18 protein-coding genes are annotated in these 19,750 nt (G+C 57.3%); 9 read left to right on the top strand and 9 right to left on the bottom strand.

The features are described from left to right. Positions 1-101: 101 nt before the first annotated feature. Positions 102-1,169 (top strand): ABC transporter permease, encoded by a 1,068-nt coding sequence (locus ABJM03_RS09675; protein ID WP_348417181.1) that lies wholly within the window; start codon positions 102-104, stop codon positions 1,167-1,169. Further along, a complete protein-coding gene (locus tag ABJM03_RS09670; protein ID WP_348417180.1) occupies positions 1,162-2,163 on the top strand; it encodes an ABC transporter permease in 1,002 nt (333 codons plus the stop codon). Before ABJM03_RS09675 ends, ABJM03_RS09670 begins: the two co-directional genes overlap by 8 nt. Before the next feature lie 54 nt (positions 2,164-2,217). On the opposite strand, the gene ABJM03_RS09665 is transcribed toward ABJM03_RS09670, so the two are convergent. The 8 genes from ABJM03_RS09665 to ABJM03_RS09630 all read right to left on the bottom strand — a co-directional run bounded on the left by ABJM03_RS09665 (position 2,218) and on the right by ABJM03_RS09630 (position 11,675). Beyond that, a complete protein-coding gene (locus ABJM03_RS09665) occupies positions 2,218-3,507 on the bottom strand; it encodes a DUF3422 domain-containing protein (RefSeq protein ID WP_348417179.1) in 1,290 nt (429 codons plus the stop codon). Between the two features lie 197 nt (positions 3,508-3,704). Next, the gene (locus ABJM03_RS09660) at positions 3,705-5,144 is read right to left on the bottom strand and encodes an NAD(P)(+) transhydrogenase (Re/Si-specific) subunit beta (protein ID WP_348417178.1); all 1,440 of its coding nucleotides are present in this window, start codon (positions 5,142-5,144) and stop codon (positions 3,705-3,707) included. Positions 5,145-5,158: 14 nt separating this feature from the next. Further along, complete coding sequence (locus ABJM03_RS09655) at positions 5,159-6,733, bottom strand: Re/Si-specific NAD(P)(+) transhydrogenase subunit alpha (RefSeq protein ID WP_348417177.1); 1,575 nt, start codon at positions 6,731-6,733, stop codon at positions 5,159-5,161. Between the two features lie 302 nt (positions 6,734-7,035). Next, on the bottom strand, positions 7,036-7,746 hold the full coding sequence (locus tag ABJM03_RS09650) for a porin (protein ID WP_348417176.1): 711 nt from the start codon (positions 7,744-7,746) through the stop codon (positions 7,036-7,038). A gap of 143 nt (positions 7,747-7,889) precedes the next feature. After that, positions 7,890-8,669 carry a gamma-glutamyl-gamma-aminobutyrate hydrolase family protein gene (locus ABJM03_RS09645; protein WP_348417175.1) on the bottom strand — a complete coding sequence of 260 codons (780 nt, stop codon included), beginning with the start codon at positions 8,667-8,669 and terminating at the stop codon, positions 7,890-7,892. A gap of 131 nt (positions 8,670-8,800) precedes the next feature. Beyond that, complete coding sequence (locus tag ABJM03_RS09640; RefSeq protein WP_348417174.1) at positions 8,801-9,226, bottom strand: heme-binding protein; 426 nt, start codon at positions 9,224-9,226, stop codon at positions 8,801-8,803. A gap of 41 nt (positions 9,227-9,267) precedes the next feature. Continuing rightward, positions 9,268-11,406, bottom strand: a complete 2,139-nt coding sequence (locus tag ABJM03_RS09635) for a malate synthase G (RefSeq protein ID WP_348417173.1) — start codon at positions 11,404-11,406, stop codon at positions 9,268-9,270. Between the two features lie 113 nt (positions 11,407-11,519). After that, complete coding sequence (locus ABJM03_RS09630) at positions 11,520-11,675, bottom strand: DUF2256 domain-containing protein (RefSeq protein WP_348417172.1); 156 nt, start codon at positions 11,673-11,675, stop codon at positions 11,520-11,522. Between the two features lie 189 nt (positions 11,676-11,864). On the opposite strand from ABJM03_RS09630, the gene ABJM03_RS09625 reads away from it, so the two are divergent. Genes ABJM03_RS09625 through ABJM03_RS09610 form a run of 4 tightly spaced genes read left to right on the top strand, consistent with a single transcriptional unit; the run spans position 11,865 to position 15,433 of the window. Beyond that, a complete protein-coding gene (locus ABJM03_RS09625) occupies positions 11,865-12,815 on the top strand; it encodes a glycosyltransferase family 2 protein (protein WP_348417171.1) in 951 nt (316 codons plus the stop codon). Positions 12,816-12,820: 5 nt separating this feature from the next. Beyond that, complete coding sequence (locus ABJM03_RS09620) at positions 12,821-13,201, top strand: GtrA family protein (RefSeq protein ID WP_348417170.1); 381 nt, start codon at positions 12,821-12,823, stop codon at positions 13,199-13,201. Positions 13,202-13,214: 13 nt separating this feature from the next. Beyond that, complete coding sequence (locus ABJM03_RS09615; protein ID WP_348417169.1) at positions 13,215-13,976, top strand: methyltransferase domain-containing protein; 762 nt, start codon at positions 13,215-13,217, stop codon at positions 13,974-13,976. Next, positions 13,973-15,433 (top strand): hypothetical protein, encoded by a 1,461-nt coding sequence (locus ABJM03_RS09610; protein ID WP_348417168.1) that lies wholly within the window; start codon positions 13,973-13,975, stop codon positions 15,431-15,433. Before ABJM03_RS09615 ends, ABJM03_RS09610 begins: the two co-directional genes overlap by 4 nt. A 137-nt stretch (positions 15,434-15,570) precedes the next feature. Here the strand turns inward: ABJM03_RS09610 and ABJM03_RS09605 are convergent, their stop codons facing one another. Beyond that, positions 15,571-15,822 carry a hypothetical protein gene (locus ABJM03_RS09605; protein WP_348417167.1) on the bottom strand — a complete coding sequence of 84 codons (252 nt, stop codon included), beginning with the start codon at positions 15,820-15,822 and terminating at the stop codon, positions 15,571-15,573. A gap of 96 nt (positions 15,823-15,918) precedes the next feature. Here ABJM03_RS09605 and pepN point away from each other — a divergent pair, with 96 nt between their 5' ends. The 3 genes from pepN to ABJM03_RS09590 are packed head-to-tail and all read left to right on the top strand — an operon-like array spanning position 15,919 to position 19,739. Next, the gene (gene pepN / locus ABJM03_RS09600; RefSeq protein WP_348417166.1) at positions 15,919-18,471 is read left to right on the top strand and encodes an aminopeptidase N; all 2,553 of its coding nucleotides are present in this window, start codon (positions 15,919-15,921) and stop codon (positions 18,469-18,471) included. Then, positions 18,468-19,208, top strand: coding sequence for an SDR family oxidoreductase (locus ABJM03_RS09595; protein WP_348417165.1), 741 nt, complete (start codon positions 18,468-18,470; stop codon positions 19,206-19,208). The genes pepN and ABJM03_RS09595 overlap by 4 nt, the downstream gene beginning before the upstream one ends. Positions 19,209-19,211: 3 nt before the next feature. Further along, positions 19,212-19,739: a hypothetical protein gene (locus tag ABJM03_RS09590; protein WP_348417164.1), complete on the top strand. Its 528-nt coding sequence runs from the start codon at positions 19,212-19,214 to the stop codon at positions 19,737-19,739. Positions 19,740-19,750: the final 11 nt, after the last annotated feature.

Below are 19,750 nucleotides of genomic sequence, written 5' to 3'. Positions count from 1 at the left end.
GGCCCACTTTAACCGCCTACCATCTAGGGCGGGTTCAAACCCGCCCTTTCTTAACAATCACCCAGACTGCTTTTCAGACTGATTAACAAAGGCGCCGCTTGATGCTGAATTTCACCATCCGACGACTGCTGCTCTCGATCCCGACGCTCTTATTTATCAGCCTTGTGATTTTTTTGCTGCTCCAACTCGCCCCCGGCGATCCTATGGCCCAAGTGCCCCTGACTGTCCCGCCGGAGGTCAAACAGAAAATGCGCGAAGCGCTTGGCCTTGGTGCGCCAGTGCATGTGCAATATTATAAATGGCTGGTGCAGTTCTTTGTGACCGAACCTTCAGTCTATATCGACCATTTGACCGCCAATAGCTTCCTATTCGGCTGGTTGCCCGACACCCAGTTGAGCATGACAACCGATCCGGTCACCGGCCTGCTGGTAGAGAAACAGCGCGTGATCAGCTGGCAAACCCGTAGCCCTGTTATGGACATCGTCATGCAGCGGATGCCCCAAACCCTTTGGGTCGTGGGCCTGAGCTATGTCGTCGGTATCCTTATCGCCATTCCGATCGGGATTTATTCCGCCTACCGCCATTATTCGGTCTTCGATCAGGCCGGGACTTTCGTCACCATGGTTGGGTTTTCTATCCCGCCATTCTTTACCGGTCCTTTGTTGATTGTCGTCTTTTCAGTCACCCTTGGCTGGCTGCCGTCGATCTATGACACCACACATGTCGTCAATGATTGGGCCAGCTTCAAAGTACAGCTTTTGCAGATGATCATGCCGGTAATGGTGTTGGCGCTGCAAACCACCGCACAGATCAGCCGCTATATGCGGTCGGCCATGCTTGATAACCTCAATCAGGACTATGTGCGCACCGCACGGGCCAAGGGCCTGAAGGAAAGCGTTGTGATCATGGTGCATGTGCTGCGTAACTCGATGATCCCTGTGGTCACGGTGATTGCCCTTGGCATGCCTGCCATCTTCGGCGGTGCGATCATCACTGAAAACGTGTTCAAAGTGAACGGCATCGGCCAGCTTCTGTTGACCGCCCTATTTGCCAACGATCTGCCAATGGTGATGACGCTGACCTTCATCTTCGCCATCCTCATCGTACTCTTCAATCTCATTGCCGATATCCTCTACGGCGTACTTGACCCAAGGATCCGCTATGACTGAACAAGCCATCCCAGCAAGCCCCATCGAGGCCGATCTGGAAGTCATCGGTGCACTCACGGACAAAGAGCCCTCTGCACCTCCGCGTAGCCAGTGGAAAGATGTCTGGGACCAGTTCCGTAAACACAAAGGCGCGCTCTTTGGTGGCGGGTTCCTGATATTTATCACGCTCGCTGTGATCTTCGGTCCGCTGATCTGGTCTCTTGAGCCGACCACCCTGGATATCCGCAACAAAAACTGGCGGCCGATCTATACGCTTTTGTGGAACAGCGAAGCCTCGGCCGGTTGGGCACATCCCTTTGGCACCGATCAATTAGGCCGCGATATCCTGTCGCAAATGATCCACGGCGGGCGTGTCTCGATGGCTGTCGGCTGGGCGGCGATGGTACTGTCGCTGCTGATCGGCACCGCAATCGGTGTCGCCGCAGGCTATTTCAAACGTGCGGATTTCTTGCTGATGCGCTTGACCGATCTGGTGCTAAGCCTCCCGATCCTGCCGCTGGTGCTGTTGGCTGTGACGCTTTTCCGTCAACCTCTGACCAAAGCCTTTGGCGGTCCCGAGGCAGGCATGTTCGTGCTGATCGTTTCCGTTATTGCGCTGACCTCATGGATGCAAACCGCGCGTATCGTGCGTGGCGATATCCTTGCACTGAAAGAGCGCGAGTTCATTCTCGCCGCCCGCTCTATCGGGTCGACCTCAGGCAAGATCATCCGCCGCCACCTGCTGCCCAACGTGATCTCTCCGATCATGGTTTCGGCCACGCTTGGCCTTGCCACGGCGATCATCACGGAAAGCGCTCTGAGCTTCCTTGGCGTAGGCTTTCCATCGGACTTTCCCACATGGGGCAAGCTGCTGTCTGATGCCGTAAACCGGATGCAGGAATTCCCCGAGCGTGTGATGCTGCCCGGCATCCTGATCTCGCTCACTGTGCTAAGCGTGAACTACCTTGGTGACGGCCTGCGCGATGCGCTTGATCCGCGCGTACGCGGTCGCTGAACCAAAGACACCAAACACAAAAAAGGGGCCCTGCGGCCCCTTTTTCTTTGCGCGCTATTCAAGATGCTTGCGCAACCTGCGCACGGAGAGCCAAACCAATAGCACAACTGGCAAGGTCACCCCCCCCTTCAGAAGGCCTTCGCTCATCTCCAGAACACCTGCAAGCGGGTACAGCAGATACCCCACCAGCGAGACAGCGTAGTAGCTGATCGCCACCACCGACAGCCCCTCGACCGTGTGTTGCAAGCGCAGCTGCAAATCCGCGCGCTTGTCCATGCTTTCTAGAATTGCCTGGTTCTGGGCCGACCGTTCCACATCTACCCGCGTGCGCAGCAGGTCAGAGGCCCGCAGCGCCCGCGCCGACATTCGCTCCAGCCGCCGCTCCATCGAGGTCACCGTGCGCATCGCGGGCTCATAGCGGCGCATCATAAATTCACCAAACCCCTGCCGCCCCTCGAACCGTGTCTCACGCAGGGCGACGATCCGTTCATCCACAATCGCTTTGTAGGCCTGTGTGCCCGCGAAACGGAATGCGGTCTGGGCCACGGTATTCTCCAGCTCTACAGACACATCCAGCAGCGCATTCAACGTCGTCTCGGGCTTGCTTTCATGCGCGCTCATCTGCGCCATCAGATCACTGATCTGGCGGTCCATCTTACCCACCTGCGCGCCGACCTCTCTGGTCAGTGCAAAGCCCAGCATCGACATTGTCTTATAGGTTTCGATCTCGAGCAGACGTTGGATAATCCGCCCAATGCGCCGGTTACCTGTTTCTGGCTGCACGAATACCGCAAAGCGCGAATGCCCGGCAGGATCAATCCGGAAATCCCCCGCCACGACCGCCGCCCCATCAAGCACATGCGCCACGGCTAGGCTTTCTGGCACAAACCATTCACGCAACTGGCCAAGGATGTCATCGGTCTTGTCCGGCGCGGGCATCAGGCGCAACAAACAGGAGGTGAGCCGCTGTCCCGGTGCGTTAGCCAACCAATCGGCTGGAAAAACATCAAACTCTGCCGGGTCAAAGGGCCGTTTGCTCAGATCTTCGCCAAAGGCCGTGAAGGTCACAAATTCGGTGTGCTGCTCCCATTTGATATGAAACCGCCCCATCGCGCCGTAATAATGCGTGGCATCCGGATCGGGCAGCGGCGCGCCGTAATGTTCAAGCAGCGCCACCAGATGCGCCATATCCGCCGCGCGGTCACGATCCCGCGCCGCCGCATCCCCTGCCTGTTTGATCGCGACAAAGGCCACGACTTGCGGCGCTTTGACATTGGGAAATGGCCGCGCATGTAGCTCTCCCGTCAGGGCATAACGCAGCGGGTGGTCGGTAATCGGGGGCATAGGGTCATCCTTGAACGCAACATAGCACAGAATGGCCCCTAATGCCGCTCCTGCGCAATCTCGCTCTACCCTGCAAGGCCGCAAAATCCGGGTACACCAGTATACACTTCCACCTATCGGAAAATAACATCGCACCAAACGCAAAACGCCCCGCCGTTTCGGGCGGGGCGCTTGGTCACGTCAAATCCGACGCGCTGTTAGTCGATCATCGGCAAAAGCTTGTCCAAAGACGCCTTGGCATCTCCGTAGAACATGCGCGTGTTATCCTTGAAGAACAGCGGGTTCTCGATACCAGAGTACCCTGTCCCCTGCCCTCGCTTGGACACGAACACGGTCTTTGCCTTCCAGCATTCCAGCACCGGCATACCGGCGATGGGGCTGTTTGGATCGTCCTGCGCCGCAGGGTTCACGATGTCATTGGAGCCAATGACGATGGCAACATCTGTCTCGGGGAAATCATCGTTGATTTCATCCATTTCCATCACGATGTCATAAGGCACCTTGGCCTCGGCCAGCAGCACGTTCATGTGACCGGGCAAGCGGCCCGCAACGGGGTGGATGGCAAAACGCACGTTCTTGCCCTTGGCGCGCAGCTTTTTGACCAGCTCGGCCACACCGGTTTGCGCCTGGGCCACCGCCATGCCGTAGCCGGGGATGATGATGACGCTATCCGCTTCATTCAACGCCGCAGCAACACCGTCTGCCTCAATCGCGACCTGCTCACCTTCAACGGCCATCTGCTCACCTGCGGGGCCACCAAAGCCGCCAAGGATTACAGACACAAAGGACCGGTTCATCGCCTTACACATGATGTAGGACAGGATCGCCCCCGAAGAGCCAACCAACGCGCCCACAACAATCAACAGATCATTACCAAGGCTAAAGCCAATCGCCGCCGCGGCCCAACCGGAATAGCTGTTGAGCATGGAGACAACCACCGGCATATCCGCGCCGCCGATGCCCATGATCAGGTGATAGCCGATGAACAGCGCCGCCAGTGTCATAATGAACAGCGGGAAGAAACCGCCCGTGTTGAAGTACCAGATCAGCGTAATCACAGAAACAACCGCCGCTGCGATGTTGAGCATATGCCCCCCCGGCAGCTTTTCCGCAGCCGAAGAAACCTTGCCCGCCAGCTTGCCATAGGCAATCACGGAACCTGTGAAAGTGACCGCACCGATGAACACGCCAAGGAACAGCTCAACCCGCAAGATGTTAATCTCGACGGCTGATTTCTTGGCGATCAGCGCGGCAAACGTGCCCAGCTCATAAACATCGCCGCCCGCAGCCATAAAGGATGCCACACGACCGATCTCGAAATGCGCGATCAGGCCAACGAAAACCGCTGCCAGACCCACAAGGCTGTGCATCGCGGCAACCAGTTCGGGCATTTGCGTCATCTGCACCTTGGTCGCCAATTGATAACCAATGGCACCGCCACCCGCGATCAACAGCAAAGACAAAAGCCAGAAGCCAGCGCCCGGTCCAACCAGTGTCGCCGCAACCGCCAGCGCCATGCCGACAATCCCGTACCACACCGCACGTTTTGCGCTTTCCTGCCCCGAAAGGCCGCCCAGCGACAGAATGATAAGAATAGCGGATACGACGTAAGCCGCTGTTGTGAAACCGAAATCCATTATTCAGTCCCCCTTCAAGATTTCTGGAACATGGCAAGCATGCGCCGTGTCACGAGGAAGCCACCGAAAATGTTGATCCCACACATGAAGACCGACAAAGCAGCAAGAATAACAACCAACCCCGAGCCAGAGCCGATTTGCATCAGCGCGCCCAGAATGATGATTGAGGAAATCGCATTGGTGATCGCCATCAGCGGTGTGTGCAGGCTGTGCGCCACACCCCAGATCACTTGGAAACCAATGAACACCGACAGAACAAACACGATAAAGTGCTGCATAAAGCTGGCCGGTGCGACAAGCCCTACCAGCAACAACAACGCCCCACCAACACCCAAAAGGATGGCCTGATTTTTCGTCTGCGCCTTAAAGGCTGCGACTTCTGCGGCTTTCTTCTCTTCTGGTGTCTGCTCTGGCACTGCCGCCTTCTTAGGAGCAGCCGCAATCGCGGCAACCTTGGGCGGTGGCGGCGGGAAGGTAACCTCAGAGGCGTGAGCAATCGTTGCCCCACGGATCACGTCATCTTCCATGTTGTGATTGATCACACCGTCTTTTTCCGGCGTCAGATCGGTCATCAGATGGCGGATGTTGGTCGCATAGAGCGTCGACGCCTGCGTGCCCATCCGGCTTGGGAAATCCGTGTAGCCGATGATGGTCACGCCATTGTCGGTCACGATCTTCTCATCCATGACGGTCTGTTTGCAGTTGCCGCCCTTCTCTGCTGCCAGATCCACAATCACCGAACCCGGCTTCATCGATGCGACCATGTCTTCGGTCCACAGCTCGGGGGCTTCGCGGTTGGGGATCAGCGCGGTACAGATCACGATGTCGACCTCGGGGGCCAATTCGCGGAACTTGGCAAGCTGCGCTTCGCGGAACTCAGGCGAGGATACAGAGGCATAACCGCCTGTCGCGGCGCCATCTGTCTGCTCTTCTTCGAAATCAAGATAGACGAACTCGGCGCCCATGCTCTCGACCTGCTCGGCCACTTCGGGGCGCACGTCAAAGGCCAGCGTGATCGCACCCAGCGAGGTCGACGTACCGATGGCCGCCAAACCGGCCACACCGGCACCCACAACCAGAACTTTCGCAGGGGGAACTTTACCCGCCGCTGTGATCTGGCCGGTAAAGAAACGGCCAAAATTATTGCCCGCCTCGATAACCGCGCGGTAGCCCGCGATATTGGCCATGGACGACAGCGCGTCCATCTTTTGCGCCCGCGAAATACGCGGGATCATTTCCATCGCGACGACAGTGGCACCTTTCTTGGCGGCCGACTTCATCTTGGCTTCATCGGCGACGGGGCTGAAGAACGAAATCAGTGTCTGCCCTTCGCGCAACCGCTTCATCTCGGTCGTATCCGGTGCGCGTACTTTGGCGACAACATCGGCTGCCTTCCACAGGGCGGCGGCGGTTTTAACAACCTCAACGCCTGCCGCGCGGTATGTTTCATCGTCGAAACCAGAAGCGAGACCAGCCCCTGTTTCGATCAGGCATTCATGGCCCAGTTTTTGTAATTGAACAGCACTGTCGGGCGTCATCGCCACGCGGCGCTCGCCCTCGAATACCTCTTTAGGTGTCCCGATCTTCACTCAAAATCTCCCAAATATGCGTTTGGTGCCGAAACTGGCGTGTCGCAGATGCAAGATGACCTACCCCGCGCAACACTAACACACAAGTATACCACGCAGGATTCACCCGCCGGAGCGGCGCAAAACGCAAAACTGCCGCAGCGTTTGGCATAGTTTTAAACAAATTTAGAAAGATATCCTACGATCGACGATCATTCAGCTTTGCTGCGATGTCAGGGCTGTCGTGGATTCGCAATGCATCCACGCAGGCGAAATTGGGCCTGCGTGGATGATGGGTCATAGACCTGTCAAAAATCGGCTAATTAAAGCCCCGGGATAAACTTCGTCAGGCTGCGCTGCTCGAACGTCGCACCGCGCTTGTTACCGAATGCGATCTTGGCACCTACGCCGACAAAACCTTCGAAATCCGTGCTGCCCAGACCATCAATCCCGATTTCACCGCCGCCTGCCTTCAGGAAGAGGTTCACATTCGGTGTCACATCATAGTCAACGGCAACGGTCAGAACATTCGCATCAATGCTTCCCTCATCGAAGCGGTCAAAAGACCCTGTGATGCCAACCGCGTTTTCAAATTCATACCGGCCGGAAAGACCAAAAAGAGCACCATCGGCCACGTCGGCATCCCCATATGCCAGATAGGCTTCGATCTCGATGTTCGACATCTCATGACCGACCTCGACACCTACAATGTCCAAATCACCAAGGTCGGTATCGTCTTTTGTGTAATAGATCCCGAACGACGTGTCGTCATCCAGATGATAGATCCCGTGCAAACCGTAAACGTTCGAGTCCAGATCGGTTTCATTGAAGCTCTGATACCCGAGGTCTGCCTGAACACTGAAGTTCCGGTTAAAGGCGACCTCGAGAGACCCTTCGATACCGACCCGCGAGAAATCTGTTTCGTCAGTAAATGCCGAATATTCCAGTTTGATTGAGCCACCGGTGATCTCGGCCGCCATCGCAGATGTGCCGGTCATTGCAAGACCAACGATTGCAAAAGTTGTCAGTTTCATTTTTCCACCCCAATATACGCATAACTCATTGATGCTATTGGGTTAGCTAACCCGCCACCGAAACCGCGTTCAACCCGAAATTGCACACAAATGCGCAAACCCGAAAAGCTGTGTCAAAAATGAATCAGGCATCAGCCTGTGGCCTAAACCGCCCGCACAATCGCCTCAGGGCGTTGCCCTTGCGCCCAATCATGGGCCGCTTTGCCAAATGCGCTGAACAAAGGTTGCGATACAGGGTCCTGGGCCGCCCTATATTCAGGATGCCACTGCACGGCGAGCGTAAAGCCCGGTGCCCCTTCGACATAGATTGCCTCCGGCGTGCCATCCTCGGCATAGCCGTCAATCACAACGCGCGCACCAGCCTTTTTGATCCCCTGCCCGTGCAGCGTATTGGTGCGCACGACATCCGTTCCCATCACGCGGTGGAATACACCGTCAGGCGTAAACCGCACATCGTGGCGCAGCTCGAAAATCTCTTCCATCGTGCCATCCGGTGGCATCCGGTGGTTCATACGGCCCTCAAGCTCCCGAATTTCGGGATAGAGCGTACCACCCATCGCCACGTTCATCTCCTGAAAGCCGCGACAGATACCGAATACAGGCTGCCCTGCATCAACACAGGCACGCACCAACTCCAAGGCGATCGCATCACGGGCGCGGTCGAACGTCCCATGCGCAGGGGTTTCTTCCTCACCGTATTCTTCGGGATGCACATTGGGGCGTCCGCCGGTCAGCAAAAAACCGTCACAGCAGGCCATAAGCTCGGGCACAGATACAAGATCGGGGCATGTTGGTACCATCATCGGCATACAGCCCGACACTTCGGCGATGGCCTGCGAACACAACTCGCCTACGCCGTGCACCGCGTAGGTAGGGCTCACAAGATGTCTGTTGCCCAAAATGCCAATGACCGGTCGACCCATCGCACGTTCCCCCGTTGCTGCGGCCCCTACGGGCTATCGACGAACAATAGCGTGCAGCCGCGCGGGTCTCAACACTGCAATGGCGCGCGTGCCGACTAAGACAACACGCGCGCCGGATTTTTAATCAGCGCCTAGCCTTCGCCGACCAGTTTGACCGCTTCGACACCCGCCAGCGCGGCAATCAGGTCGTTGTCGGAGGTATCGCCCGTCACGCCCATTGCGCCGACGACGTCGCCCTTGGCCGTACGCAACAGCACACCACCAGGCACAGGCACAACCTGCCCACCATAGACGCCATTCACAGCGGCCATGAAATAGGACTGCGCCTCGGCACGTGCCATCTGCGCCGTGCCGGCCATGCCCAGCATAACCGCGCCGTAAGCTTTGCCGTGGGCAATCGCGAAACGCCCCGGTGCCGCGCCGTCCTGCCGTTCAAACGCGATCACATGACCGCCCGCATCCAGCACCACGACCGAAAGCGGCTTAAGCCCCATCTCTCCGCCTTTTTCCAACGTCTTGCGGATCATCGTCCGCGCTTTGCTCAGTGTGATTTTCATATCTTCGTCCTAACTACTTAATTATATCCCGAGAAAAGGCCTCAGCCCGCCGCCTTCAGCTCCAGACGGCGCGCATGCAATACGGGTTCCGTATAGCCCGAAGGCTGAACAGCCCCCTTGAACACCAGATCATGCGCCGCTTTATAGGCAATCCCGTCAAAGCCCGGTGCCATGGTGCGGTACAACGCATCACCTGCATTCTGGCCATCCACAACCGCTGCCATCTTTTGCATCGCCGCATTGACCATGTCAGGGCTGACCACACCGTGGTGCAACCAGTTGGCCACATGCTGTGCCGAGATACGACAGGTCGCGCGGTCTTCCATCAGGCCTACATTGTTCATATCCGGCACTTTGGAGCACCCGACCCCCTGATCAATCCAACGCACCACATAGCCAAGGATGCCCTGCACATTGTTTTCGACCTCGCGCTGGATCTGCGCATCGGTCCATTTGCGATAGCTGGCCACCGGAATCTCAAGCAGCGTCTCTTTGTAGGTACGCCGCCCGCTTTGCTTTAGCTTGTCCTGAACCGAAAAGACGTCGACCTGATGATAGTGCAGCGCGTGCAACGTCGCTGCCGTAGGCGATGGCACCCACGCACAGTTAGCACCTGATTTGGGGTGGCCGATCTTTTGCTCTAACATCGCGGCCATTTGATCCGGCATGGCCCACATGCCCTTGCCGATCTGCGCACGTCCCGAAAGGCCACATTCCAGCCCGATATCGACGTTCTGCAACTCATAGGCATTGATCCAAGGCTTGTTCTTGATGAAATCCTTGCGCGAGAACGGACCCGCCTCCATCGAGGTGTGGATCTCGTCGCCCGTGCGATCCAGAAAGCCTGTGTTGATAAAGGCAACGCGGCTGCACGCAGAGCGGATGCATTCCTTGAGGTTGACCGAAGTGCGACGCTCTTCATCCATGATGCCCAGCTTGACGGTATTGGCAGGCAGGCCCAGCGCGGCCTCGACATGGGTGAAAATCTCGTCTGCAAAGGCGACCTCTTCGGGGCCGTGCATTTTCGGTTTCACCACATAAACAGAACCATGCAGCGAATTGCCGCCCGCGCGGCCCAGATCATGCATCGCGATCAACGTGGTGATCATCGCATCCATCAGGCCTTCGAAAACCTCATTTCCGTCGCGGTCAAGCACGGCAGGGTTGGTCATCAAATGCCCCACGTTGCGCACCAACATCAGCGCGCGGCCCTTGAGCGTCAGCGCGCCACCATCCGCTGCTGTATAGTCGTGGTCACCGTTCAGCTTGCGCGTCATCTGCGCTCCGCCCTTCTCGAAGGTCTCTTGCAGATCGCCGCGCATCAGGCCCAGCCAGTTACCATAGGCCAGCACCTTGTCTTCGGCATCCACACAGGCCACGGAATCCTCGCAATCCATAATCGCGGAAACGGCGCTTTCCATCTGCACATCAGCCAGCCCCGCCTGATCGGTTTTGCCAATCGGGTGATTGCGGTCAAACACCAACACAACGTGCAAGCCGTTGTTACGCAACAAAACCGCCTCGGGGGCATCTGCCGCGCCGCGGTAGCCTACAAATTTTTCAGGATCAGCCAGCGGGTTGCCATCAATGCTCAATGCCCCGTCCAGTACGGTGTAAGACCGTGCATCCGCATGGCTTTGGCCGCTGATCGGAAACGCCTGATCCAGAAACACCCGCGCGCGGGCAACAACGCGGCCGCCGTGCCCTTTATCATAAGAGCCTTTGGGAGGCTGCGCACCCATAGCATCGGTGCCATAGAACCCGTCATACAGGCTACCCCAACGGGCATTGGCCGCATTCAACGCAAACCGTGCATTTGTAATCGGCACAACCAGCTGCGGCCCCGCGATGGTTGCGATCTCGGGATCGACATTCTGCGTATCGATGGTGAAATCCTCACCCTCTTCAACCAAATAGCCGATCTCTTTCAGGAACGCCAAATAGGCCTCTGCATCATGCGGCTTGCCTGCACGGGCCTTGTGCCAATCGCTGATCTTCTGCTGAAGGGACTCACGCGTTTCGAGCAATGCGCGATTCTTGGGGCCCATCTTATGCACAAGATCGGAAAAGCCGGCCCAGAATGCCTTTGCGGTTACCTCCAGCCCATCCAGAGCACGATCTTCAATAAAATCAACAAGCTGCTTGTCCACCTGCAAGCCGTCGCGGTCTACTCTTTGCATGTTGTGTCTCCCTGCACTATGCATGTATGTTTCCGATAGGAAATTCGGCTTCCCCACAGATAGGCAAACCATAGAGCTGCCGCAAGCCCATTGGTAATATTTTATTACCAATTCTAATCACGCCCATTTGATCCGCCCCGTTTGCACCGCTGCGAACAATACCGGACTTCCTCCCAGACAGTCGCCCACTTCTTGCGCCATGTGAATGGCCTGCCACATCTCGCGCATGTCTTCTGCGGCAGGTCGGATTTCTTTTTGTGCTTTCCCATATTCGATCACATAGCCCGCGCGCTCCACGAAGAAAGAGCAGCCCGCCCACTCTGCCTATCAGTGCTGCCCAGAGGGATTGGGCATAGCGAACATACTCACCCGAGCCCAATTTCACCCATAATACAGACACATTTAGTCGCTAGGTTTTGCCCTGAACCTGAATTTACTTTAATAGCAAGGTGGCTCTTATGCTGATCTCAGTGGTTGTTCCGTGTATGAACGAAGAAGCATCAATACCTCATTTGATGGAACGTTTGTCACAAGCGGTGGCCCCATACAAAGATCGCGCCGAGATTTTGCTGATTGATGACGGGTCTACCGATGCAACATGGGAAGCCATTCAGACCGCACGCGCGACTTACCCGATGCTGCGCGGCATCAAGCTTTCAGCCAACCGCGGCCATCAGATTGCATTGACTGCCGGGCTTGAGATTGCGCAGGGCGAGCGTATTTTTATGCTCGACGCCGATTTGCAAGACCCGCCAGAGTTGCTTGGCGATATGATGAGCATGATGGACCGTGGCTATGACGTCGTCTATGGACGGCGCAGCGAACGGCAGGGTGAGACACTGTTCAAGCGCGCGACCGCTTGGGTCTTCTACCGCGCGCTGAATGCGATGTCCGACATCGACATCCCTCGCGACACCGGAGATTTCCGTCTGGTCAGCCGCAAAACACTCGACGCTGTTCTGTCCATGCCAGAGCGTGCGCGCTTTGTGCGCGGCATGTTCGCCTGGGCCGGCTTTCGCCAAATTGGGATAGAATACGCCCGCGCACCACGCGCATCGGGTGAGACGAAATACCCCCTGCGTAAAATGGTACGCTTTGCTGTCGACGCAATGACCGCATTTTCCACCAAACCACTGAAGTTCGCGACACGCATGTCATTTGCCAGCCTCGGGTTTTCCGCTTTGATGATGATTTATGTGATCCATTCGCTGATTGTCTATCAAACGGCCCCGGGCTGGGCCTCTGTTGTGCTGGCGATCAGCCTGTTCTCCGGTGTGCAATTACTGACCTTGGGCATCTTGGGCGAATATATCGGCCGCCTCTATGTGGAGGCTAAAAACCGCCCGCTCTATTTTGTATCAGAAGACACCCGCAGTGCTGCGCTATTGCCGCTTCGTAAAGTGATCTGAGCCCGATGCAGTTCGACCGAATAATCCCTTTTGCGCTGATCGGCGTCGGGATAGCGCTTCTTTATGTCGTCGTTTATCTTGCGTTTTTACGCATCGGTCTCGTGCAGAGCGCGGCAAATGCGCTGGCATTCGGCATCGCCGTAACTGTGCAGTATATCGGACAGGCGCGGTTCACATTTCACCGCCAGCTGAATGACCCTCGTCAGATGCTGCGTTTTGCCATAATGATTGCTGCCGGTTTTTTGACCTCGGCGCTTATCACCGGGGGAATAGCCCCCTACTTCATGCTCGCCCCTTGGATCGCGGCCGTTGCAGTAACGCTGATCCTGCCTGTTCAGAACTTTGTCCTTATGACCCTGTGGGTATTTTGCACTCCCGAAACATGAAAGCAGATTTCACATGACACATATCTATTCCGATACTTTTTTCGATTACATCGACCAAGGCGCGCGTCGCTCCGCCCAGCACATGCTGGCGCTTTTGGGGCCTCTCTTACAACCGGCATCTGTGATTGATCTGGGTTCCGGGCGCGGTACATGGCTGGCTGAATGGCGCAACACGGGTGTGGAGGATGTTCTGGCCGTCGACGGTGACTATGTGAACCGCGATCAGTTGGCGGTACCGCACGAGAATTTCATGGCCGCCGATTTGACGGCACCGGTGTTTACCGACCGCCGCTTTGATCTGGCCCAAAGCCTTGAGGTCGGGGAACACCTGCCGACGTCCGCGTCAACGACACTGGTAGAAAGCCTCACCCGTGCCTCCGACCGAGTATTATTTTCAGCTGCTGTAACCGGCCAGGGAGGCGAGTTTCACATTAACGAACAGCCATTGTCGTTCTGGCAGGATCTGTTCGCTGCGCGTGGCTATACCGCCTATGACTGTATTCGCCCGCATCTGTCAGACAATGCAGCGGTTGAACCTTGGTACCGCTACAACACAATTCTCTATGTGAACGAGGCGGGCCGCCGCGGCTTGCCAGAGGAAATCACCAAACATGAAATTCCCGCTGGTGTGGCTGTCAAAGCCGGCGGCAGCCTGCTGTGGAAACTGCGCCGTGCAATGGTGTCGCGTTTGCCCCGTGACACAGTGACCCGTATCGCCCAAATCCGCGCTAAAATCATTGCAGCACGCGCAAGTAAAAAGTTGAATATAACGTGACACTCGCCGCTGAGGTTCCAGCCCTTGGGCGGTCACACGGTGGCCTTCGACCGACCGGCGAACTGGCGCTGCCATTGTGGAAGGTGATCGTGATCACCCTCGTGGCCGCCTGCGCTATATCTTTGCCGAACCTGATTGATCCCTTCATTCGCCATGACGATTATCCGGCCCTCTTTGCCGAGGCACATTGGTTTTGGGACAAGACATTGCACGAAGGGCGCTGGCTCAATTACATCTGGCATTTGCGGGGTTTTGTAACGCCGTCGTGGCTCAATTTTGTCATCTATCAATCACTCTGGGCAATATTGGCATCCGCTCTCGCAGTGGCCGCGATGGGCCGCGATGGGCGTCCGTGGTTTGTCATCGTGCTAGCACTATTTATCCTAGTATCGGCACCAGCCACATTAATCTCACTGTGGTTCAACACGCTCCTTCCCGGATTGGCCGTCGTGACCATTTATGCGCTATTGGGCTGCCGGGTCTCGCAACGGACCCTGCGCGCGCTGTTGCCTGTGTTTGTGATTGTCACTTTCTGGGCCTACACGACCTACCCGCTTATTCTTCTCGCCGTGTGTTTGATCCGTACACAAAACCGTTCGCTGCGTGATTTAGTCGGGCTGATAACGCTTTTTATCTGCAGCTTCGCCGCAGCCGTTTTGCTGACCTATACATTAAACTGGCAGGTTCACGGTGTGTTTGGCATCCCGCTTGACGATTGGCGCGATGCGACAGCTGCCGCAGATGTCGCCGGTATGATCGCAAACCTACCTGTGTTGAGCCAGACGTTTGAGACACTCATGACGTTAGTGTCCTACAACTTTGGCCCCGCTGCGTATTTTCACCTGGGCCTCCTGCTCGCAGCGACATTTGTGATGTTCAGCCGCGCCCCGATGGAAGCGCTTTATCTACATGCCGGATTGTGGGCGGGTATCGCGCTGATCGTCCTGCAAGCTCTCAAACTTGGTGTGATCGTGCCGCCGCGTACGTTCAATTTTGCTTGGGTGTTTTATGCCGTGATTGTCCTGCGCGCGGCGGCCATTCTAAGCGTGACACCTAATCTGGGCGGACGTCTTCTGCGCAATCTATCGCTGCTGGTGGTTATAAGTTATGCGTTAACAACATTCTACCAGTACACGATTTACCGCTCATGGCAGGCCGAGACACGCGCGCTGGCGACCACCCTAATTAAGGAAGACCCCACACGCGGACGCCCGACACTGGTCTACGGTGACGTTATGACCCTTAACAGCGCCAAGAAGGCCTACCTCCAAAAGGACATGGCGCTCATCTTTCGCATGCAACAGTTGACCGGACATAAAATCGTGCTCTGTCATAGCGACTCAGAAACCTGCACACAGATAAAAACATCGCGCCGTGCAGCGGGCTTGCCCTTGCCTCTAGAGGTGGCAGTTGAGACCAGCGGCGATAAAACCCTCCTAAGAAGCCCCGTAGAATAAATAAAACCGGACCTTAGCTTTGGAGCCGTTTGCGTCTGCAACATCAGACGCACCAGTGATTGAACGGCGCAGGCCAGCGGCCCCGCAATCGGGGCCAAAGACCGCTATCCGCTCTACCGCCAACCGGCCCGACTGCTTTAATTGCTTTCTACCGGTGTGCTGGCCTTGTTTGTGCCCGGTTCATAAACATCCGTGGGAACAGCGGTCGTTTGCTCTGCTGCGGCATCTTCTCCCTTGAAGGCCGACGCATCCTCATCTGCCTTCACCACGCCGTAGCCTCCCCAAAGCAGCATCATTATCGCAGCAAACACCAGCACGCCGCGAATACCCAACAAAGACGCGCTGTGGCGGCGTTCCTGTTTCTCAATGTTTGTATCAGGTGCAGACATCTTTCATTCTCCAATAAATTGCGCCTCGCCTTGCGGCCGGACTGTTGCAGTCATAACGTGCGGCCACATAAACCGGTTCCCAAAAAGGTATCTCTCATGCGCGATGCAGCCCCCCAAACCATCTATCTAAAAGATTACGCAGCCTTTGGCTGGAAGGTGGAAAGCGTCGCGCTGCACTTTACGCTGGACCCTCACAAAACCCGCGTGAAAAGCCGCATCGCCTTTGCGCCGAACCCCGACGCCCCGTCGCAGGATTTCTTTCTGCATGGCGAGGCGCTTGAGCTGATTTCGGCCCAGATCGACGGTGCCCCCGTCAAGGCAACTCTCACGCCCGAAGGGCTGACCTGTGCCGTGCCCGACACTGCATTTGTCTTTGAGGCAGAGGTCGAGATTGACCCCGCCAATAACACCGCCCTTGAAGGGCTTTATATGTCCGGCGGCATGTACTGCACCCAATGTGAGGCCGAGGGCTTTCGCAAAATCACCTATTACCCCGACCGCCCCGATGTGATGGCGGTGTTCTCTGTCACCATCGACGGCCCGCATGATGTGCTTTTGTCCAACGGCAACCCCGTCGCCAGCAGCACCCATCACGCCGAATGGCATGACCCATGGCCCAAACCCGCCTACCTCTTTGCCCTCGTCGCAGGTGAGCTCATTGCCCATGAGGGCAGCTTTACCACCCGCTCGGGGCGTGATGTGGCGCTGAACCTCTATGTGCGCCCCGGCGATGAAGGCAAATGTGCCTTTGGCATGGAGGCTCTCAAGGCCTCAATGAAATGGGACGAAGACGTTTACGGGCGCGAATATGATCTGGATCTGTTCAACATCGTCGCCGTGGATGATTTCAATATGGGTGCTATGGAGAACAAAGGCCTCAATATCTTCAACTCTTCCGCGGTGCTGGCCTCGCCAGAGACCTCGACCGATTTGAATTTTGAGCGGATCGAAGCGATCATCGCCCATGAATATTTCCACAATTGGACCGGCAACCGCATTACCTGCCGCGACTGGTTCCAGCTGTGCCTCAAAGAAGGGCTGACCGTTTTCCGCGATAGCCAGTTCACCGCCGATATGCGCTCGGCCCCTGTGAAACGCATCTCGGATGTGATGGACCTGCGCGGCCGCCAATTTGCCGAAGACCAAGGCCCCCTTTCCCATCCTGTGCGTCCAGAGAGCTTTCAGGAGATTAACAACTTCTACACCGCCACCGTTTACGAAAAAGGGGCGGAGGTCATCCGCATGCTCAAGTTACTGGTCGGGGATGACGCCTATGCAAAAGCTGTGGATCTGTATTTTGAGCGGCACGACGGCGACGCCGCCACCATCGAAGACTGGCTCAAAGTATTCGAAGACACCACCGGCCGCGACCTTGGGCAATTCAAACGCTGGTATTCCCAAGCAGGCACACCGCGGGTGACTGTGGTTGAGACCTTCGAGGGCGACACACTCACCCTCAACTTCACCCAAACCACACCACCCAGCGCGGCAACCCCTGCGCCGCAGCCCCAAGTCATCCCCATCGCTGTCGGCCTCATCGGCGCTGATGGCGCCGAAGTACTTCCCACCCGCGTTCTGGAAATGACACAGGCCGAGCAAAGCTTTACCTTCAGCGGCCTCAGCGCAGCGCCCACCGCCTCGATCCTGCGCGATTTCTCTGCGCCTGTGGTGCTGACCCATGATCTCGGCGATGCGCAGCGCGCGCATTTGCTGGCCCATGACAGCGATCCGTTCAATCGCTGGGAACAAGGGCGGATGCTGGCGCGCAAATCGCTTATCTCTATGATCACCGAAGGGGCCGCACCTGATCCCGCCTACCTCGCTGGCATTCATAAGGTCGCCAGCGACGACAGGCTTGATCCCGCCACCCGCGCGCTGATGCTGGCCCTGCCAGGCGATTCAGAACTGGCCAATGTGCTGCATGAGGCAGGCATCACCCCCGACCCTGACGCCATTCACGCCGCGCGTGAAACCATGGGAGAGGCCCGCGCCGATCTCTTCGCCAAAGATGCCCCCGCCATCTATGCCGCCAACACGGTAACCGACCCCTATCAACCGAATGCCGAGCAATCAGGCCGCCGCACATTGGCCAACACCATGCTGGCTTTGATCACCCGCCGCGACGATGGCGCACAAGCGCTCGAGCAATTCCAAACAGCCGATAACATGAACCAGCAATCCGCAGCCCTTGCCCTGTTGATCAGCGCTGGCAAAGGTGCCGAGGCCGTAAGCGCCTTTGAAACCCAGTGGAAAGACGACCGGCTGGTCATGGACAAATGGTTCGGCCTGCAAGTGGCGCGCGCGCAACCGGATCAGGCCGTAGCCATGGCCGATGCTCTTACCCGCCACCCTGATTTCAACTGGAAAAACCCCAACCGCTTCCGCGCCGTCTTTGGCAGCCTCGCCATGCATCACGCAGGCTTCCACCATGCCTCAGGTGCCGGTTACAAACTGCTGGCGGACTGGCTGATCAAACTTGATCCCGTGAACCCGCAAACAACCGCGCGCATGTGTTCGGCCTTCCAGACATGGAAACGCTATGATTCCCAACGTCAGGCCTTGATCCACGCACAACTCGCGCGCATCCTTGGCACCGACGACCTAAGCCGCGACACAACAGAAATGCTCACAAGGATTGCCAACGCATGACCCGACCTGTCTGCCTGATCACCGGTGCCTCTGCAGGCATCGGCGCTGCCTGTGCCGCCCTTGCTGCCGCGCAGGGCTATGACCTTGCGCTGACCTATAACTCCGACGCTGCGGGGGCCAAAGCCGCCGCGCAAAAGGCGCAGGCCGCCGGTGCCAGAACGCTGGTGATCAAGGCCGATGTCGCAGACCCTGCCCAGATTGACGCGCTTTATGCCGCTCTGGATGCGGAATACGGCCAGTTGGACGCGCTTATCAACAATGCCGGCATCGTGGGCCTGCCCACCCGTGTGGCCGATCTCACCCATGAGCGGCTGCGCCAGATGTTTGATGTCAATGTCATCGGGGCCATGCTGGTCGCAGCCGGTGCCGTCAAACGGATGGAGCCGCACGGCAAAGGCACGATCATCAACATCACCTCCGTTGCCGCGCGCATCGGATCGGCAAATCAATACGTCGATTACGCCGCCTCCAAGGCCGCCATGGACACATTCACCAAAGGCCTGTCTGATGAAGTCGTCCCCGCAGGACTGCGCGTTGTGGGCGTGGCCCCCGGCCTGATTGATACAGAAATCCACGCCAAAGGCGGCGATCCCGACCGCGCTGCGCGGCTGTCCTCAATGGTACCGATGCAACGCACCGGCAAACCCTCCGAAGTCGCCGAGGCGGTGCTTTGGCTGATGTCGGACAGCGCCAGCTATGTCACCGGATCAACAATAGACGTGTCCGGCGGCAGATAGACTATGCTTACGATTGTTATTCTACTGGGCGCCGCTGTGGTCGTCTTTTTGCTATATACCCGCAGCACCGGCGGCCCTCTTCGCATTGCAAACCCCATCACGGATCCCGATATCCGCGCCGCTGCCAAACGGTTGGAATTCACCCCCTCATCAGGGGCCGATCCCATCGCCTCTTTGCACAGCGCCGACTTGTGCATCACCGCGATGGCCACCGCCTTTGCCGCCATGGACGCCAACAGCAAGGCAGACACCGCCCTGCGTACCGCAGCCTTCGAAAAACGTCTGGACCTCGACCCACAGCAAGCACGCGATGCCGCAACTCTCGCACCGTGGCTGATTTCCCAGGGCGGCGGCGCTACGCCAGCGTTCGAGCGGTTGGCAAAACGCCTCAAACAACTCGACCACGGCCCTTGCTTTGACAAACTCATGCGCGTGCTGGGTGATGTAACCGCCGCCGGCACCAAAGGCATGCCCAGCGCGGCCCAAGCCGATGCTATGGGGGCCCTCGCCCGTATTTTCCGCACCGCCTGAAACAAGGCTAC

It is taken from the genome of Sulfitobacter sp., from assembly GCF_039977885.1.
Lineage (GTDB): Bacteria > Pseudomonadota > Alphaproteobacteria > Rhodobacterales > Rhodobacteraceae > Sulfitobacter.
The sequence above is the reverse complement of the archived record's forward strand: the minus strand, read 5'-3'. Positions and strand labels throughout refer to the sequence as shown.

What these genes read in the sequence shown, in the direction of transcription:
- ABJM03_RS09675 (WP_348417181.1), top strand. Translation starts at nt 102, where the DNA reads ATGCTGAATTTCACCATCCGACGACTGCTGCTCTCGATCCCGACGCTC.
- ABJM03_RS09670 (WP_348417180.1), top strand. Translation starts at nt 1,162, where the DNA reads ATGACTGAACAAGCCATCCCAGCAAGCCCCATCGAGGCCGATCTGGAA.
- ABJM03_RS09665 (WP_348417179.1), bottom strand. Translation starts at nt 3,507, where the DNA reads ATGCCCCCGATTACCGACCACCCGCTGCGTTATGCCCTGACGGGAGAG.
- ABJM03_RS09660 (WP_348417178.1), bottom strand. Translation starts at nt 5,144, where the DNA reads ATGGATTTCGGTTTCACAACAGCGGCTTACGTCGTATCCGCTATTCTT.
- ABJM03_RS09650 (WP_348417176.1), bottom strand. Translation starts at nt 7,746, where the DNA reads ATGAAACTGACAACTTTTGCAATCGTTGGTCTTGCAATGACCGGCACA.
- ABJM03_RS09645 (WP_348417175.1), bottom strand. Translation starts at nt 8,669, where the DNA reads ATGGGTCGACCGGTCATTGGCATTTTGGGCAACAGACATCTTGTGAGC.
- ABJM03_RS09640 (WP_348417174.1), bottom strand. Translation starts at nt 9,226, where the DNA reads ATGAAAATCACACTGAGCAAAGCGCGGACGATGATCCGCAAGACGTTG.
- ABJM03_RS09635 (WP_348417173.1), bottom strand. Translation starts at nt 11,406, where the DNA reads ATGCAAAGAGTAGACCGCGACGGCTTGCAGGTGGACAAGCAGCTTGTT.
- ABJM03_RS09630 (WP_348417172.1), bottom strand. Translation starts at nt 11,675, where the DNA reads ATGGGAAAGCACAAAAAGAAATCCGACCTGCCGCAGAAGACATGCGCG.
- ABJM03_RS09625 (WP_348417171.1), top strand. Translation starts at nt 11,865, where the DNA reads ATGCTGATCTCAGTGGTTGTTCCGTGTATGAACGAAGAAGCATCAATA.
- ABJM03_RS09620 (WP_348417170.1), top strand. Translation starts at nt 12,821, where the DNA reads ATGCAGTTCGACCGAATAATCCCTTTTGCGCTGATCGGCGTCGGGATA.
- ABJM03_RS09615 (WP_348417169.1), top strand. Translation starts at nt 13,215, where the DNA reads ATGACACATATCTATTCCGATACTTTTTTCGATTACATCGACCAAGGC.
- ABJM03_RS09605 (WP_348417167.1), bottom strand. Translation starts at nt 15,822, where the DNA reads ATGTCTGCACCTGATACAAACATTGAGAAACAGGAACGCCGCCACAGC.
- pepN (WP_348417166.1), top strand. Translation starts at nt 15,919, where the DNA reads ATGCGCGATGCAGCCCCCCAAACCATCTATCTAAAAGATTACGCAGCC.
- ABJM03_RS09595 (WP_348417165.1), top strand. Translation starts at nt 18,468, where the DNA reads ATGACCCGACCTGTCTGCCTGATCACCGGTGCCTCTGCAGGCATCGGC.
- ABJM03_RS09590 (WP_348417164.1), top strand. Translation starts at nt 19,212, where the DNA reads ATGCTTACGATTGTTATTCTACTGGGCGCCGCTGTGGTCGTCTTTTTG.